The 16,726-nt window shown below is 50.4% G+C and carries 23 protein-coding genes; 10 read left to right on the top strand and 13 right to left on the bottom strand.

What is annotated here, in order from left to right; genetic code table 11:
- Positions 1–379 precede the first annotated feature (379 nt).
- From lepA to acpS, 7 genes are all read left to right on the top strand, one after another.
- Entirely contained in the window at positions 380–2,179 is a 1,800-nt protein-coding gene (lepA, locus tag H0S68_RS18985) for a translation elongation factor 4 (RefSeq protein WP_020828257.1), read from the top strand.
- Positions 2,180–2,211: 32 nt separating this feature from the next.
- Complete coding sequence (lepB, locus tag H0S68_RS18980) at positions 2,212–3,189, top strand: signal peptidase I (RefSeq protein ID WP_128865102.1); 978 nt, start codon at positions 2,212–2,214, stop codon at positions 3,187–3,189.
- Between the two features lie 182 nt (positions 3,190–3,371).
- Entirely contained in the window at positions 3,372–4,052 is a 681-nt protein-coding gene (gene rnc / locus H0S68_RS18975) for a ribonuclease III (protein ID WP_041414862.1), read from the top strand.
- A complete protein-coding gene (gene era, locus H0S68_RS18970) occupies positions 4,049–4,957 on the top strand; it encodes a GTPase Era (RefSeq protein WP_020828254.1) in 909 nt (302 codons plus the stop codon). The genes rnc and era overlap by 4 nt, the downstream gene beginning before the upstream one ends.
- An 8-nt stretch (positions 4,958–4,965) precedes the next feature.
- A complete protein-coding gene (recO, locus tag H0S68_RS18965) occupies positions 4,966–5,697 on the top strand; it encodes a DNA repair protein RecO (RefSeq protein WP_410528953.1) in 732 nt (243 codons plus the stop codon).
- A 73-nt stretch (positions 5,698–5,770) separates the two neighbouring features.
- Positions 5,771–6,502 (top strand): pyridoxine 5'-phosphate synthase, encoded by a 732-nt coding sequence (gene pdxJ / locus H0S68_RS18960; RefSeq protein WP_046372886.1) that lies wholly within the window; start codon positions 5,771–5,773, stop codon positions 6,500–6,502.
- The gene (acpS, locus tag H0S68_RS18955; RefSeq protein ID WP_020828251.1) at positions 6,502–6,882 is read left to right on the top strand and encodes a holo-ACP synthase; all 381 of its coding nucleotides are present in this window, start codon (positions 6,502–6,504) and stop codon (positions 6,880–6,882) included. The genes pdxJ and acpS overlap by 1 nt, the downstream gene beginning before the upstream one ends.
- Positions 6,883–6,945: 63 nt before the next feature.
- Here acpS and H0S68_RS18950 read toward each other — a convergent pair whose 3' ends face one another.
- Positions 6,946–7,206 (bottom strand): YfhL family 4Fe-4S dicluster ferredoxin, encoded by a 261-nt coding sequence (locus H0S68_RS18950; protein ID WP_041414859.1) that lies wholly within the window; start codon positions 7,204–7,206, stop codon positions 6,946–6,948.
- A 215-nt stretch (positions 7,207–7,421) separates the two neighbouring features.
- Between H0S68_RS18950 and H0S68_RS18945 the strand changes: the two genes are divergently transcribed.
- Positions 7,422–8,819 carry a tyrosine-type recombinase/integrase gene (locus tag H0S68_RS18945; protein WP_410528952.1) on the top strand — a complete coding sequence of 466 codons (1,398 nt, stop codon included), beginning with the start codon at positions 7,422–7,424 and terminating at the stop codon, positions 8,817–8,819.
- On the opposite strand, the gene H0S68_RS18940 is transcribed toward H0S68_RS18945, so the two are convergent.
- The 12 genes from H0S68_RS18940 to H0S68_RS18885 form a co-directional block, all read right to left on the bottom strand.
- On the bottom strand, positions 8,816–9,031 hold the full coding sequence (locus H0S68_RS18940) for a helix-turn-helix domain-containing protein (RefSeq protein WP_182825044.1): 216 nt from the start codon (positions 9,029–9,031) through the stop codon (positions 8,816–8,818). The two genes, H0S68_RS18945 and H0S68_RS18940, sit on opposite strands and share 4 nt — an antisense overlap.
- A gap of 14 nt (positions 9,032–9,045) precedes the next feature.
- Positions 9,046–9,615: a 3'-5' exonuclease gene (locus tag H0S68_RS18935; RefSeq protein ID WP_410528951.1), complete on the bottom strand. Its 570-nt coding sequence runs from the start codon at positions 9,613–9,615 to the stop codon at positions 9,046–9,048.
- A gap of 75 nt (positions 9,616–9,690) precedes the next feature.
- A complete protein-coding gene (locus H0S68_RS18930; protein WP_182825048.1) occupies positions 9,691–10,224 on the bottom strand; it encodes a hypothetical protein in 534 nt (177 codons plus the stop codon).
- Positions 10,225–10,394: 170 nt separating this feature from the next.
- Positions 10,395–11,291, bottom strand: coding sequence for a DNA cytosine methyltransferase (locus tag H0S68_RS18925; protein ID WP_410528950.1), 897 nt, complete (start codon positions 11,289–11,291; stop codon positions 10,395–10,397).
- 23 nt (positions 11,292–11,314) lie between these two features.
- A complete protein-coding gene (locus tag H0S68_RS18920; protein WP_410528949.1) occupies positions 11,315–11,533 on the bottom strand; it encodes a hypothetical protein in 219 nt (72 codons plus the stop codon).
- A complete protein-coding gene (locus tag H0S68_RS18915; RefSeq protein ID WP_182825051.1) occupies positions 11,530–12,348 on the bottom strand; it encodes a ParB/RepB/Spo0J family partition protein in 819 nt (272 codons plus the stop codon). Before H0S68_RS18915 ends, H0S68_RS18920 begins: the two co-directional genes overlap by 4 nt.
- Positions 12,349–12,441: 93 nt before the next feature.
- A complete protein-coding gene (locus tag H0S68_RS18910; protein WP_129941331.1) occupies positions 12,442–13,251 on the bottom strand; it encodes a DUF2303 family protein in 810 nt (269 codons plus the stop codon).
- A 39-nt stretch (positions 13,252–13,290) separates the two neighbouring features.
- Entirely contained in the window at positions 13,291–13,653 is a 363-nt protein-coding gene (locus H0S68_RS18905) for a hypothetical protein (protein ID WP_410528948.1), read from the bottom strand.
- Between the two features lie 176 nt (positions 13,654–13,829).
- Positions 13,830–13,958, bottom strand: a complete 129-nt coding sequence (locus tag H0S68_RS18900; RefSeq protein WP_410528947.1) for a hypothetical protein — start codon at positions 13,956–13,958, stop codon at positions 13,830–13,832.
- Positions 13,959–14,024: 66 nt separating this feature from the next.
- Positions 14,025–14,162, bottom strand: coding sequence for a hypothetical protein (locus H0S68_RS18895; RefSeq protein ID WP_410528946.1), 138 nt, complete (start codon positions 14,160–14,162; stop codon positions 14,025–14,027).
- A complete protein-coding gene (locus tag H0S68_RS18890; protein WP_410528945.1) occupies positions 14,159–14,470 on the bottom strand; it encodes a hypothetical protein in 312 nt (103 codons plus the stop codon). The genes H0S68_RS18895 and H0S68_RS18890 overlap by 4 nt, the downstream gene beginning before the upstream one ends.
- Before the next feature lie 397 nt (positions 14,471–14,867).
- Positions 14,868–15,683: a helix-turn-helix transcriptional regulator gene (locus H0S68_RS18885; RefSeq protein ID WP_410528944.1), complete on the bottom strand. Its 816-nt coding sequence runs from the start codon at positions 15,681–15,683 to the stop codon at positions 14,868–14,870.
- Between the two features lie 55 nt (positions 15,684–15,738).
- Between H0S68_RS18885 and H0S68_RS18880 the strand changes: the two genes are divergently transcribed.
- Positions 15,739–15,972 carry a transcriptional regulator gene (locus tag H0S68_RS18880; RefSeq protein ID WP_410528943.1) on the top strand — a complete coding sequence of 78 codons (234 nt, stop codon included), beginning with the start codon at positions 15,739–15,741 and terminating at the stop codon, positions 15,970–15,972.
- A 66-nt stretch (positions 15,973–16,038) separates the two neighbouring features.
- Entirely contained in the window at positions 16,039–16,548 is a 510-nt protein-coding gene (locus H0S68_RS18875) for a YmfL family putative regulatory protein (RefSeq protein WP_261157317.1), read from the top strand.
- Positions 16,549–16,726: the final 178 nt, after the last annotated feature.

Genomic DNA, 16,726 nt, shown 5'->3' with positions numbered 1-16,726 from the left:
AATTCTAAGATATTGATCCAGATATTATTTAATCAATAACTCGGAGAGGGTTTATTGCGTTATTGGCGGTTATGTATTACTGCCGGATCCCGCCGATGGCGGAGAAAGAAATGCGGAGGGCAACGGCTGTTGCAACTCGGTGTTGTGAGCACGCTGAGTTTTGTTAACATCGGCTTTCATAACCCGGGGCGCTCTGTAACATTAAAGTGCACATAATAGAATGCCTTCACTGCACCGATCGCTAGGTTTTCAGTGTTGTAACATGTAGAATGCAGCGATTCAGGCGCAAGACGGCCGAACCCATTCACTGTCGCTTTAGGTCCATGCGGGTTTCTATAGGCGAGTAATTCAGAAATACCAAGGCAGAAAAACTTTTATAATGAAGCATATACGAAATTTCTCCATTATTGCCCACATTGACCACGGTAAGTCGACGCTGTCCGACCGCATCATTCAAATTTGCGGTGGCTTGACCGAACGTGAAATGGCCGCGCAGGTGCTCGATTCTATGGATCTGGAGCGCGAGCGCGGTATTACCATCAAAGCGCAGAGCGTCACGCTAGATTATAAGGCGCAGGACGGTCAAACCTATCAGCTCAACTTTATCGACACCCCAGGGCACGTTGACTTCTCTTACGAAGTTTCGCGCTCACTGGCCGCCTGTGAGGGCGCGCTGCTGGTGGTCGATGCCGGGCAGGGCGTAGAAGCTCAGACTCTGGCTAACTGTTACACCGCGCTGGATATGGATCTGGAAGTGGTGCCGGTACTGAACAAAATTGACTTGCCGGCTGCCGATCCTGACCGCGCCGCGCAGGAAATTGAAGATATCGTAGGCATCGACGCGACCGACGCGGTGCGTTGTTCCGCCAAAACCGGTGTTGGCGTGCCGGAAGTGCTCGAACGTCTGGTGCGCGATATCCCGGGGCCGCAAGGCGATCCGGATGCGCCACTGCAGGCCCTGATCATCGACTCCTGGTTCGATAACTACCTGGGCGTAGTTTCCCTGGTGCGCGTTAAAAACGGCACCATGCGCAAGGGCGACAAGATTAAAGTCATGAGCACCGGCCAAACCTACAACGCCGATCGTCTGGGTATCTTCACGCCGAAGCGTGTCGATCGCGACGTGTTGAACTGTGGCGAAGTAGGCTGGTTGGTCTGTGCAATCAAAGACATCCTCGGTGCGCCGGTGGGTGATACCCTGACGTTGGCGCGCCAGCCGGCGGACAAGGCCTTGCCGGGCTTCAAAAAAGTGAAGCCGCAGGTTTATGCAGGCCTGTTCCCGATCAGCTCCGACGACTATGAGTCCTTCCGCGATGCGTTGGGCAAGCTGAGCCTGAATGACGCCTCCCTGTTCTATGAGCCAGAGAGCTCCACCGCGCTGGGCTTCGGCTTCCGTTGTGGCTTCCTCGGCCTGCTGCACATGGAGATCATCCAGGAACGTCTGGAGCGTGAATACGATCTGGAGCTGATCACCACCGCACCGACGGTAGTGTATGAAGTGGAAACTACCAGCAAAGAGACGATTTACGTTGATAGCCCGTCCAAGCTGCCGCCTCTGAACAATATCGAAGAGTTGCGTGAGCCGATCGCCGAGTGTCACATGCTGATGCCGCAGGAATTCCTGGGTAACGTCATCACGCTGTGTATCGAAAAACGCGGCGTGCAAACCAACATGGTTTATCACGGCAATCAGGTTGCGCTGACTTACGAAATCCCGATGGCGGAAGTGGTACTCGACTTCTTCGACCGCCTGAAGTCTACGTCACGCGGTTATGCGTCGCTGGATTACAACTTCAAGCGCTTCCAGACCTCTGACATGGTGCGTGTCGACGTGCTGATCAACAACGAGCGTGTGGATGCGCTGGCGCTGATTACCCACCGCGACAATGCGCAATACCGTGGCCGCGAGCTGGTGGAGAAGATGAAAGAGCTGATCCCTCGTCAGCAGTTCGACATCGCCATTCAGGCGGCGATCGGCACCCATATCATCGCGCGCTCCACGGTGAAGCAGCTGCGTAAAAACGTTCTGGCAAAATGCTACGGCGGCGACGTTAGCCGTAAGAAGAAGCTGTTGCAGAAACAGAAAGACGGTAAGAAACGTATGAAGCAGGTCGGTAACGTAGAGTTGCCGCAAGAAGCGTTCCTGGCCATTCTGCACGTTGGCAAAGACAGTAAGTAAGAGCGATTAGTTCGCGTAATTAGGGAGTTTGCATGGCGAATATGTTTGCCCTGATCCTGGCGCTGGCAACGTTGGTCACCGGGATCATTTGGGCCTTTGAGCGCTTTAAATGGGCGCCTGCCCGCCGCGCCAAAATTGCGGCGGTGAATGCGCAGACTGCGGGTGCCGTGGACGACAAAACGCTGGCGAAAGTGGCGAAGCAGCCGGGTTGGATTGAAACCGGCGCGTCGGTGTTCCCGGTGTTGCTGCTGGTCTTTGTGGTGCGTTCGTTTATTTACGAACCTTTCCAGATCCCGTCCGGTTCGATGATGCCGACGTTGTTGATTGGCGATTTTATTCTGGTGGAGAAATATGCCTACGGCATTAAAGATCCTATTACCCAGACCACGCTAATTGAAACCGGCCATCCGAAACGCGGTGATATTGCGGTATTTAAATATCCGTTGGATCCTAAATTGGATTATATCAAGCGCGTAGTCGGCCTGCCGGGCGACCGTGTAAGTTACGATCCGGTCAATAAGCGCGTAACCGTTCAGCCATCCTGTAATAGCGGTCAGTCATGCGATACCGCGTTAGCGGTGACTTACAACGATGCGCAGCCAAGCGACTTTGTTCAATTGTTCAGCCGCAGCGGTATGGGCGAAGCCAGCAATGGCTTTTACCAGATCCCGCTGAGCGACAACGTGCCGCAGGGCGGTATCCGTCTGCGTGAACGCCAGGAGACGCTGGGCTCGGTTTCTCACCATATTCTGACCGTGCCGGGCACGCAGGATCAGGTGGGCGCTTACTACCAGCAGCCGGGTAAACAGTTGGCGGAATGGGTTGTGCCGGCGGGTCATTACTTCATGATGGGTGATAACCGCGACAACAGCGCCGACAGCCGTTACTGGGGCTTCGTACCGGAGAAAAATCTGGTGGGTAAAGCCACGGCTATCTGGATGAGTTTTGAAAAGCAGGAAGGCGAATGGCCTACCGGCGTAAGATTTAGCCGCATCGGTGGAATTCATTAATCAGGCGTCTATAAACGCAGCATTATATTTCCACTCGTTGTAGAATACCGGCTCGAGCGATAAAAAGTTGGCTCCCTGTTGGGAGCCACTGCAAACGAAACAGCTTTGGATTGGCTTTCGGCGAAGCAGGCCTGTTCCGTATGCTGCAAGTTTTTGACGCATTCTTGATCTATTGGTAACTCATGAACCCCATCGTAATAAATAGGCTACAGCGGAAGCTGGGCTACACTTTTCAACAGCAGGAGCTCTTGCTGCAAGCGTTAACTCACCGTAGCGCCAGCAGTAAACACAATGAACGTCTTGAGTTTCTGGGTGACTCTATTCTTAGTTTTGTCATCGCCAATGCGCTCTATCATCGTTTTCCTCGCGTAGACGAGGGCGATATGAGCCGCATGCGTGCCACGCTGGTGCGTGGCAATACGCTGGCGGAGATGGGGCGCGAGTTCGATCTGGGCGAGTGTCTTCGCCTCGGGCCGGGTGAGTTGAAAAGTGGTGGATTCCGCCGCGAATCAATCCTGGCGGATACGGTGGAAGCTTTAATTGGCGGCGTGTTCCTGGATAGCGATATTCAAACTGTTGAACGACTGATTTTGGACTGGTATCGCAGCCGGTTGGACGAAATCAGCCCCGGTGATAAGCAGAAAGACCCCAAAACCCGTTTACAGGAGTTTTTGCAAGGTCGTCATCTGCCATTACCTTCTTATCTGGTGGTGCAGGTTCGCGGTGAGGCGCACGATCAGGAGTTTACTATCCACTGTCAGGTGAGTGGTTTGAGCGAACCCGTGATGGGTACCGGCTCAAGCCGTCGTAAAGCCGAGCAGGCGGCAGCGGAACAAGCGCTGAAAAATCTGGAGCTTGAATGAGCGAAGTAAAACAATACTGTGGTTTTATTGCGATAGTCGGTCGTCCCAACGTGGGCAAATCCACGTTGCTGAACCAACTGCTGGGGCAAAAAGTCTCCATCACCTCGCGTAAACCGCAGACGACCCGTCACCGCATTATGGGTATCGACACCGATGGCGCCTATCAGGCCATTTACGTCGATACCCCGGGTCTGCACATCGAAGAAAAGCGCGCCATCAACCGTTTGATGAACCGCGCCGCCAGCAGCTCAATCGGCGACGTCGAGCTGGTGATCTTCGTAGTTGAAGGCACTAACTGGACCGCCGACGATGAAATGGTGGTCAACAAACTGCGCAGCCTGAAATGCCCGGTTGTGCTGGCGATCAACAAGGTCGACAACGTCACCGACAAGTCCAAGCTGTTGCCGCACATTGCGTTCCTCAGTCAACAGATGAACTTCCTCGATGTGGTGCCAATCTCTGCGGAGAAAGGCATGAATGTCGATACCATCGCCGCTATCGCGCGCAAGGTATTGCCGGAAGCGGAACACCACTTCCCGGACGATTACATCACCGACCGTTCCCAGCGCTTTATGGCGTCGGAAATCATCCGTGAAAAGCTGATGCGTTTCCTGGGTGAAGAGTTGCCTTACTCGGTGACGGTTGAGATCGAACAGTTTGTGCCGAACGAGCGCGGTGGTTACAACGTGCACGGTCTGATCCTGGTTGAGCGCGAAGGCCAGAAGAAAATGGTCATCGGCAACAAAGGTGCGAAGATCAAAACCATCGGTATCGAAGCCCGTCAGGACATGGAACAGATGTTTGAAACCAAAGTGCATCTGGAACTGTGGGTGAAAGTGAAATCGGGCTGGGCGGACGACGAACGTGCGTTGCGTAGCCTGGGCTATACCGACGATCTGAAATAACCTCTCCAATGGACGGCTGGGAGCGCGCTTTCGTCCTGCATGGACGACCGTACAGTGAAACCAGCCTGATGCTGGATATGTTTACGGAAGGTCATGGACGGGTGCGCTTGCTGGCAAAAGGCGCGCGCAGCCGTCGTTCTAATCTGAAGGGTTGTCTGCAGCCCTTTACCCCTCTGTTAGTCCGCTGGGGCGGTCGTGGCGAAGTCAAAACGCTGCGTAACGCCGAAGCGGTGTCCCTAGGTTTACCTCTCAGCGGCATTATGCTGTACAGCGGCCTCTACGTGAATGAGCTGCTGTCACGGGTGCTTGAGCAGGAAGCCAATTACTCGGTATTGTTCTTCGACTATCTGCAATGTTTGCAGGCGCTGGCGGCAGAAGACGTTTCGCCGGAGCAGGCACTGCGCCAGTTCGAATTGGCCTTGCTGAATCACCTGGGTTACGGCTTGGACTTCCTGCACTGCGCCGGCAGTGGTCTGCCGGTCGATGATGGCATGACCTACCGCTACCGTGAGGAAAAAGGCTTTATCGCCAGTCTGGTGGTGGATCACTACAGCTTTACCGGCCGCGAATTACGCGCGCTGGCGGAGCGTCAGTTCCCTGATGTGCAAACCTTGCGTGCCGCCAAGCGTTTTACCCGCATGGCGCTAAAACCCTACCTGGGCGGTAAGCCGCTCAAGAGCCGCGAGCTGTTCCGTCAGTTTGTCCGTAAACAGCCGGATACGCCGGTCGACGACGCCTGACCTTTTCTCCTTTTGCGCTACTGCACCCGCGTGTAAACTACGGCCACTGAAAATCGTTTTTTAGAGGGTTGTCATGGCTGATTTGCTGCTGGGCGTCAATATCGATCACATCGCCACGTTACGTAACGCGCGCGGAACCCAATATCCGGATCCGGTTCAGGCGGCATTTATTGCCGAGCAAGCAGGGGCTGACGGGATCACGGTGCACCTGCGCGAAGACCGTCGTCATATCACCGATCGCGATGTTCGCATTTTGCGCCAGACCATCCAGACGCGCATGAATCTGGAAATGGCCGTGACCGATGAAATGGTGGATATCGCCGTTGAGCTGAAACCGCACTTTTGCTGTCTGGTACCGGAAAAACGCGAAGAAGTGACGACCGAAGGTGGGCTGGACGTTGCCGGGCAGCAGGAAAAAATGGCCATCGCCGTTGAACGCTTGGCGCAGGCCGGTATTCTGGTTTCGCTGTTTATCGATCCCGATCATCGCCAAATTGATGCAGCGGTCGCGGTGGGCGCCCCTTACATTGAAATTCATACCGGCGCTTATGCGGAAGCTGAAGGCGAACTGGCGGTCAAAGCCGAGCTGCATCGTATCGCCGTTGCCGCCACCTACGCCGCAGAGAAAGGTCTGAAGGTCAACGCTGGCCACGGCCTGACTTACCATAACGTTCAGCCGATCGCGGCCCTGCCGGAAATGCATGAGCTGAATATCGGTCATGCGATTATCGGCCAGGCGGTCATGTGCGGCCTGCCGGCGGCGGTGACGGATATGAAACTGCTGATGCGTGAAGCGCGCCGCTAATGGCCGTGCTGGGGCTGGGCACCGATATCGTTGAAATGGCGCGTATCGAAGCGGTTGTCGAGCGCAGCGGCGATCGCCTGGCGCGTCGCGTACTGAGCGATGCCGAATGGGAAGTGTATCAGCAGCATCAGCAGCCGGTGCGCTTTCTTGCCAAGCGTTTTGCGGTGAAAGAAGCTGCCGCCAAGGCCTTCGGCACCGGGATACGAAACGGATTGGCGTTTAATCAGTTTGAAGTGTTCAACGACGGTCTCGGCAAGCCGAATATCCGCTTGCATGCTCGCGCCGCCGAGCTGGCGCAGCAAATGGGGGTCACCTCCATTCACGTTTCGCTGGCAGATGAACGCCGTTATGCTTGCGCGACGGTGATTATCGAAGGGTAAGCCGGCGATCGGCCATGAAAAAAAGGGCGCCTGTTGGCGCCCTTGTCGATCTGAATTTCTGTGTCACAGCCGATCGGCATGATGCAGCACCACAAATTTGTCCCACAGCTGTTCGTTGGTTTCGCGGTGCTCTGGATTGACGATAATGGTGTTGTCGATCGGGCACACCTGCTGGCAGGTTGGGATATCGTAATGACCGACGCATTCGGTACAGCGATCGGTATCGATCTGGTAGATATCATCGCCCATCGAAATGGCCTGATTTGGGCATTCCGGTTCGCACATGTCGCAGTTGATGCACCGCTTTGTAATTAGTAAAGCCATATCAATCACTTACGCTTTTATTCTATTTAAATCATGCAGTTATCTGCATTTCCTATTGCGCACGATTCCGCACTATGTGTATATTTATACAGTATTTCAAACATTGAAAAACCATGTTCAGCAACACAGAATGGCAACACATGCCCTTTTTAGCCTCCAGATATAACCTCATGTGTGAGCTTCAAGCTGGTGGCCTCTGATACAAGGAAATATCAATGCCGCGCACTGTAACACAGATGCAGGATAACCCCAATAATGATGAGTTCTTAGCCGCATCTGCGCGTTGGGAGGACTGCAAACCACCATACGCAAGCTCACACATAAGAATCTGTGTTACTGCTGCCAAAATCATTTTAGCGCACGTAGGGCAGGCTCGGCGCTCGAAGTACGAAAAGGACAACTATCTCCGTATAGATTTCAGTAAAGCAGGAAAGGTTACGTTCTATGCTGAGTTCCCTAAAAAGATGGGTTTGAAGGGTAAAAAGTTAGGGGAGTGGCCAGAATTAGCTATTCAGATTGCCAGGGAAAAGGCGAAGGATATTGCGGATAATGGCTTGAAGGCTGAGTCAGTTCAGATGGCCATCAAAGAATATGAAGGGGATTTACAGGCGAAGGTTGAGCGTCAAAAGCTGGGGCAGGATAGTTATAAAACTTACTGCACCAGGACAAAGCAGATTGCCGCCGCATTTGGTGAGCGTGAAGTTTTCAGCGATATAACGTACAACAGGCTGCTTGAGGTTCTCGACCTCTGGATTGAAACAAAGTCCAATAACCAAGCTCTGGAGTTATCAGCAGAACTACGACGCTTCTGGAAATTTGGTGCGCCGCGATACTGCAATGGACGTAATGTAGCCGCAAGTTTGCCAAGCGATTATATATCTTCACGGGTACAGAAACCGACGCCGACCCGTCTTTACACCGATATTGAGTCGATCGCCGGTCTATGGTTGAACATAGCTGCCGCCAGCTCAGTGCATCAAAAAAATGCCATGAGGTATATGATCCTTACGGGAGTTCGCCCGATCAATGTCGGAAATTTGCGATGGAGTTTTGTTAACGAAGAGGCGGGAGAGATTGTCTATCCTGCTGGTGTGATTGGTATGAGAGGGGCGATGAAAACGCAGAAGGAATTCCGACTCCCAATCACGCCTGGTATCAGGCAAATTTTGGATGAGCAGAAGAAATGGAGGGATTCTGTAGAAGGGTGCAATAAAGAGTATGTTTTCCTTCAGCCGCGTGACCCGGAAAAACCATTCGCCAAACGTTCTCTGGACAAGCTTATCAAAACATACAGCCCAGAGAACGCCGTGAAGGGTGTTAGACACGATGGCACTGTGAAGGGAAAGGAAGGTGCATTCAATACAATGTGCCGTAAATTCCTCAAGAGCAATATCATTGCTGCGATGCGTAACAAGGGACATTCTCGCAGTGACTCGAAAGAAATTAGCATTCTTTGCATGCATCACTCTGACAAGGAATCAGACCCGATGGGGGAATTCTATGATTTCTCGGATGAGATTTTAAACGAAGAAATGGCATTAAAGCGGCTGGCCTTTGAAGCCCATGAGACTAGCATACTCGCTCAGGTCGCGTTGTTAAGAAAGAAACGTTAATAAGCGCTTCTGCATTTAGCAATAAAAGCCAAAACATTTTTGCGCTCATATCGGACTACTTTATGTGTAAACCGAATGGGCGCTAAAATCTGCCGGTGACGGTGATTATTGTTCCAATCCCTCAAAGTTTTAGTAGTAACCCCTCCAATAAGTTTGCATACCTCTTCTGGGGTTAGCAAATCCAGCTCTGAACCTTCTTTATTATTATTCATGAACCCCCCTTGATTTAATCTTGCTGGTGGCCTGAAAATAGGCGCTGATAAATTGCGGAAACATACTTCGCCTGGTGGATAGCATCGGCTAAGGCGTTGTGACGCTCGCCGTCAAACGGCATATCACGCTTAGGATCAAAGCCAACCTCGCGGCCAAGCTCGACGATAGTGCGCACGTCTCTGTCGTTGTACCATTCCCACGGTAACGGAACGCATTCACGCTGGTAAGACTCACGCAGGATAATGTTATCGAATACAACGCCGTTCCCCCATACGCGCAGGCTACGAGGATTGGCGGCATTGGCCCGGATAAACTTATTCAGGTCATACAACGCAGACAGCAACGACGGCGCACCTTCAACGCAGATCGCCGCGCGGGCTTCGCTGCTTTGCTTCATCCACCAAATAATCGTATCGGCGTCAGGTGTCGCCTTATTGGCCATAGCGCTTTGCAGGTCAACAGCGGTATAGAACGATTCCCCCAGTTCGCCGTTGCGCGGTGAAAAGAGTACGGCTCCGATGGCCACAATAGGAGCGCAGGGCTTCTTACCCATAGTTTCAAGGTCAAGCATTAAATGGTTCATCAACTTTTCTCCAGGCATAAAAAAACCCACTTAGCAGCGGGCTTTATAAGAAATTTTAAGGAAAATCTCAGAGAGTTAATGAATTTTTAACTCTTTTTTAGCTTCTGAGACTAGGTCAGTAAGTAACTTTTTTGTAAGCTCGAAATCCCTTTCAGATGCTTCTAAACTGCTAAGAGCATCGTCGTAACAGTCATCCATTATTCTTTTTCTGGCACTTACGAAGTTATCTAAAATGATTTTGACATTTGCAGTTAATGTGAAATCAGCTAATTGTGCTATTCTTTCAAGCTCTTGAAGGTCAAGCCAGTATGCGGCTAACAACTTCTCCTCAATTTCTTTAGGATGCGGCTTAAATCTTGATTCTAAACCTTCCATTTTTTCATATTCGCAATCCAGGAGGTACTCATTAGCCATTTTGATTCGATACGCAATATTGATGATCTCGGTGAAAGTTTGCAGACGCTTCTCCCACCATTTTTCCTTGTAGAACTTATTTAGAGCAAATTTGGCAGAAAAATATGCAGCGAATGCTGCTACAACTAGCGGGACGATGATTTTGGATATAAAATTCATAATTTCCAACGAAGACTGTATCGACGTAGCGCTCAATTTTTACTCCTTGGACTCTATTCCTCGCAATACGCACAATTATATCGTTATTTCCTAATCTATTTAAGCTTGTTCTCAATTTTTTGCATTCCTACCCTCCGGGGCCTCTGCAAGTATTCCGTTGAGGGTTGTACTTGAACTGCCGACACGGAATGAAGGTTTGCGTGAACTTAACCATATTGAGACCCTCTGCGTTGCCTCATGTAGCGAATCATTTCTGCCCCAATCCAGACGCCCACGGGAATACTCACCCCGTTGCCAATCTGCTTGTACGCTGCGGTATCTGACACGGGAAATCTGAACCAGTCAGGTACACCCTGCAGGCGACCATATTCACGCACTGAATACGGGCGAACTCCGTCAGGGAAGCGTTTATCGACAACAAGTCGAGTGCTCTTATCCTTCGCATAATGTGCCACACACGTTGGGGCGATATCTCCGCGTGCCGGGTCACTGATAATCGGTAAATCCCGGTATGAGCCACTGAGTCTCGCCTTGATGGCCTTTGGCAAAGTCACCTGTGGGTCTTCTTCCAAAACAGCACTCAAGGACAGCGGCTTGAACTTCTCAGGGGGCCTGATGGAAAACGCACGCCGGGTGCCGATAATGATTAATCGGTTTCGGCGCTGTGGTAGCCACGTTTCGGACTGGATAGGACAAAACACCTGGATGAAGTAATCAGGCATGCGGGTCATCGCTTCCATCACAACCGGGAAGGCTCGCATTCCAGGCACGTTCTCGATCACGTAGAATTCAGGCTGTGCCAGCGCGAAATGGCGTAGCGCATGCAGAAACAAGTCATCACCGGTTCGCACCCCGTGAATGTCGCCAATGGTGCTGTACTTGGTGCATGGGTAGGTGAAGACCATCCCATCACTGGCACCCTGTTCGAATACGAGCTCTTGACTGATATCGCACTGCTTAACGTGATCACCAAGGTTGTGGCGATAGGTTTTGCAGGCGTCAGCATCCAGCTCGAAAGCTTGTTTAACTGTAATGCCTGCATTCATCAGTCCTACATCCATAAGGCCAGCGCCGCAGAAATAAGAATTCACGGTTACGGTCATTTGACGTTTTCCAATAAGGTAAATTAATTACCGATTACTGAGTTGTAATCATTGTGGGTAAGCAACTGCCAATTCTGGCCGTCATCTTTTGAAAGTAACCGCCAACGCTTATTAACCCGGAAGGTGAAGTATTTTTTACCGTGGGTTTTTCTGGGGAATATTTGACAGGCGCTGAACTGGTTTAATATTTCCAGCGCCTTGGCGGTTATCCACGAAGGCGCGTTGTTCAAATTGACGCTCATTGCTGGTGGGCTTCATTGCGATAATCACTGATTATCTGCATCACCTCGTCTTTGCTGCCTTTGGAAAGCATAAGCATGTCGCTATCACCATTAACAATGGGAACGGCGTCAAAGAGCAACTCCAGCATCCGGCGGGCTTTTTTGGCGCTGAATTGTGGTTGGGCGATGCTCTTAGTGACTTTCGTCTTACCAGCGTCCTCTGCCTTTTTCATTAATCTAGCGGCTTCTTTGTCAGCATAAACGCCGTGCTCGCGGTTGATGCTGATTGCCAGGGCGTAATTCATTGAACCGGTGCGAACCAGGCTTTTAACGTATGGGGTGCATTCCTGCAATTGAAGGTGCTGGAGAATGTCAGACTCAGACCGCTTAACTTTTTTGGCGATCTCTGCGTTGGTCCAGCCCTGGTTCACAAGCCGCTGATAAGCCGCTCCACGCTCAATTGGAGAGAGTGGTTTACCTTGAGAACTAGTAATCATTAGGGCGATTTTATCGGCTTCTGAGCCTGCAAAATCCTTGCATTCAATACGCACAAGATTGTGGCCAGCTTCTCTTGCAAGCAACGCACCGCTATACCGGTGGTGCCCATCAATAACTTTTACGCCTCGCTCAGTAACCTCAACAACTAATGGCGGAATATACTCATTTTCAGCCATCCACGCGTCCCTAAACCCCTCAATATTTTCTTGAGAAAGTTCACGAACGTTAAAACCCTCCTCTATATAAATTTCATCCAGAGGTACTAAAAATGTTTTCCTTGTCGCAATATCCGAGCCAATGCTTTCTCTTGCTGAATAACGCTGACTTAAAGTTGCCATAATTTATCTATCCATTCTGAGGGGTGAAAATGCTTCACTATGCGCCACACACGGCGGCGCATAAGGCTTCACTTTATTGGGATTTAATCAGGCTTAAATGCGGCCTTCGAAAAGAGGCACGTCCGGCAGTTGGTTTTGCAGGTCGACTAGAATTTCGTTGTACGCATGCTCAATGATTTTTTTCGGGTCGATCAGCTCATACCAGAGAGCCAGCTTCCCTTCGCGGAGACGGTAGCGAATGCGAGCATCAATCTGATATGGCGTGCCGTTATGGAATGGTGAAATGGCCAGAGCGATTCTTTCCGGCAGTTGCGTGTTGCCACTGCCAGTTTTTTCGTTACTGAAAGCCATTTGATATGTGCCATCATTCAGACGAGTGACCGCTTTAAATTCAGATGTGCGTGTTTCCTGGAAGGCCAGTACCATTTCTAAAAGTGCGTTGCCTGATGTGAGGTTTGAATCAGAGGCTGGCGCAATACAGTTAATATACTGCTCAATAAATTCTGCAAACGTCACCTGATCCATTTTTTCAGCGTCAAATTTATTAAACGCTTTCCACTCATCGGACAGAGGGCAGTCATATGTAACGACGTGCGTATTTTTGAACGGTGTTTTGCCATCCAAGTGATAGTCAAGCACCGCGCGGAAGCGAGTGTTTTCAGTGTCGGCGAAAATAACACTGCGCTCATCTTTGAAGCGGACTACATAGCCAATTAACGATGAGGGTGAGATAACAGCAACGTGTTGCTTAACCTGTTCTTCATCAACGATGAAGTCTTTCAGTGATTCAACCCGGTAATCACGCGGTACAATTGCGTAGGGAATGTCAGTTTTAATTAAGCTATTTGTTACTGCCAGTTCGGCAATATGCTTAACGGATTCATTATTGTTGGTAATGTCCATTTAATATCCTTTCCAGTTATGGATGGTTGGGGGGGGGGGTTAGCTGTTCTGCGCTAATTTAATAGGCGCAGTGGCAGGCTTGGTATCAATCACTTTCAAATCCATCTGCACTTGCGATGGATCATCACGCATTAAGTCGCCGTCTGCGGTTGAGAACATAATGGTGTCAGCCCGATCAAGTTCAGGAATGGATTTCTTGATGTTGGGCGTGATCTTCATTGTGTTTTCGTCGCGGGTGTTCAACATCTGGCAATTAAGCGTCAGAGTAATAGCGCCTTTCTTGCCAGTTTCGCGGACTTGTTTAATTACCTCGGTGAGCGCTTCGGTAAGTTCGGCATCGAGTGCGCCACGGTTGATATAAGCCAGTTGTTGGCTAAATGGGGTGCTTTTATTTTCTGACATGATATTTCTCCTCGTCACATACAGAGAAGAACTCAGGCCGGGTGACGCCCTCCATGGTTAATGGATGCCTAAGTTCTTTTCTCTATGAAAAAGGGCGACCAGCCTATGAACATTATCTTCACTCCTCATGGGTTGAAGTTCGGTCTGGCCGCCAAAGACTACACACAGCAAAGCTATTAGAGCGGGTGGCCTTTCTGGCAGAGGATTTTGCGCAGACGGGCAAAGAAGGTGAGGCGAACGGCCTGCACGGATGGGGCAGTGCGCATACCGTCTACAACGATTGTGTTAACATTCAGATTGATCATGTTGAATCTCCGTTCTACTGGTCATGCCCCGGCAAAGATTGGCGTCTGCAGCCGGGGCTATTTAATTCAGAAGTACCAGCGCACCAGGCGATTCAGGTAGCTGGAAACGTCGCTATGGCCGAACTTGCGAATTGCCGCACATCGAATAGCACGCATCTCCCGTCGCGCCCTGCGGCGGCAGCGCTTGGTTAAGATGATTTTCATGAGTCCTCATCATCCATCCAGTTTTCGTCGCCTTCCCAGTTCAGCGCTTTGTTGATGGCTTCTATTGCCTTAGCTTTTGTTGCTTTGCCAAGGCGTATGCTGTTGCTACCTCTGATAATTTCTTGCAGGACTTCCAGCAGGGCGGGCGCTGCTGCTAATAACGTGCCGTGAATGGCATCAGTGCAGCCGGAGAAGTCAGACTCGGCTCGGAAGCCGCAAATAACCTCATCATTCCTGTCTAACAGGCGACCGGTTTTAGCGTCGTATCGCCACGGGCCTGCACTACCTTGGAATTCGGTGTCGCTCATCGTGTTACTCCTCAGTGGTCTTATGCCTACCGCCCCGTATTGGCAGCGGCAGGGTAAATCCACTCTTTCCTTAAAGAACGAAACAGGTCGGTCCCTCTCGGGGTCTGTGGGTGATTACGTCGCTCACCTGATGCGTGTTCCTGTTGGCTTCCTGCCATTCCCGTAACGTTTGTGGCGGTGGTTTGCTGGTGGCGTTGCGGTGTTGATGGGAGTTAATTTATCTCAAAGATAAATAATGGTAAATACCAAAATGATAAATAAATAGTGGGCTAGAAGGGATTTTAGATTAACTTTTTGATATTCAATGATAAATCAATTTATCAATTTTGACGTGGACGAAAAAAAACCAGCTAAAAGCTGGCATTTTTGATGTGGAGGATGGGGGTAGGGGAACGCTTTAGCCTAAACGGGAATATTCCATAAGCCATTTTCCAACGATAAAACCCTCTATGCGGAACTGATCTTCATTGCTACGATCAATTTCCCATTTTTCATAAGAGGTGTTGTCGCTGATAACTACCAGCTTATCTTTGACCATCTGTAGTCTCTTGATATGAGATGCTGCGCCGTACGTAAACGCATAAATCCCATCACTTTTGAAAGAATGGACCGTAACATCAATAACTACCAGTTCACCTGGCGATATAGTCCCTTTCATACTGTCACCTGATGCAGTTGATATCTTCAATGACTCTGCAGGCCTGCCGCCAAACATCCTCTTTGCGTATTCAGGATCAATCTCAATGGACTGAACTATATCAGGATAATCATTATTCATATGGCCGCCCCCACAACTATGTTCCGAATCCAACAGCTCTATCCTGTATGGATGATCAGTATAATTGTTTCCGACAGTATTTAAGCTGTAATTATTAGTCGGGGAGGGTACCTGCCCTGATTCTTTGTTGTGTGGTGCCTCTGTAACATCATGCGGCACGTCAAGCCACCCATGACGTAATGACAAACTCTTCTCTATTCTACGCGCAACGATATCACCGACATTGCGTGCCGGTGTTCTGCTTGTTAGCTGGCTTAGCTGTGCTGGTGGCAATCCTGCCATCTCTGCAAACTCGGCCTTCGTTTTACCTGCCTGAACGTAGCTGTCCATCAGGTCGCGCAAGTTATTGCGGCGTATGTCTTTAGTTTCCATTCCTAGATGTTCCCATCTATTAGCAAAATGATAAATATGCGCAATGATAAATTCGTCTTGCATAAAATTTATCACAAAGATAAACTCACTTTATCTTTAACCACGAAGGTAAATTTTAATGAGCAACGATTTACTCCGCTGGAGGCAGTCAGCTTCAAAAGCCGACTGGAAAAGTCTTGCTCAGCTCTCTCGAACCTCTACCGGGTACCTGGACCAGATCGCTTATAGCAATCGACGTGCCTCTCCCGATATGGCCGAGAGAATTGAGAAGGCTACCCGTAAGTTTTCAGGCATTGAGCCTGTTTCAAAAGAAGTTTTGGTGTTTGCAGTTCTGAAAGAGAAAGCCGCCTAACACCTGATGTATCGAAGTATGGCCTAAAGGTCTGCACGATGTAACCACAGCCCGAGGAATACAACTGTGTCACAGCAAAAAGCGCCGGATTGGCAGGCAGAGAAACAGCCTGAATGGGTGATCAGTGCCGCCCGTAAAATCATCACTGGTCTGCCTGGCGGTTATGCAGAGGCAGCTAACTGGCTTGGAGTTACTGAGGACGCGCTGTTTAACCGTCTTCGCCCAAACAGCAATCAAATTTTTCCGATTGGCTGGTTCATGGTGTTGCAGCGTGCTGGTGGAAATACGCACTTTGCCGACGCCGTATCCCGTCAATCGCACAGCGTGAACGTACCTCTGCCGAAAGTAGAGGATATCGATCGCGACGATATCAACAGCAAGCTGATGGAAGCTATCGAATACATCGGCAAGCACTCCGAATTAGTCCGCAAATTCACTGAAGACGGCGAGATTGACGACGTTGAACGTCAGGCGTTGGACGAGAACACTCACCGCCTGATGGCAACGTTCCAGGAGCACGTCATCTTGCTTTACAGCGTGTTCTGCCCCGCAGAGGAACCTAAACCCGTGAGGTAAGCGTATGCAGTCTGCAGCGTTTGTTCGAACCGTCATGCCCACGGTGTTTTGCCGTGAGGATGCCGTATGGATTCAAGAACAGCTTGGCATGTTACCGCCTGCGCAACGCGGAAAGATTGCGCTCGCATACGCGGAGGCTTACCAGGCTGCATTTGACCTCGCAGAGGTTTCATACCAG

It is taken from the genome of Serratia sp. AXJ-M (assembly GCF_046531865.1).
Classification (GTDB): Bacteria; Pseudomonadota; Gammaproteobacteria; order Enterobacterales; family Enterobacteriaceae; genus Serratia; species Serratia liquefaciens.
Note: the sequence above shows the minus strand (reverse complement) of the source record. Positions and strands in the feature narration are given on the sequence as shown.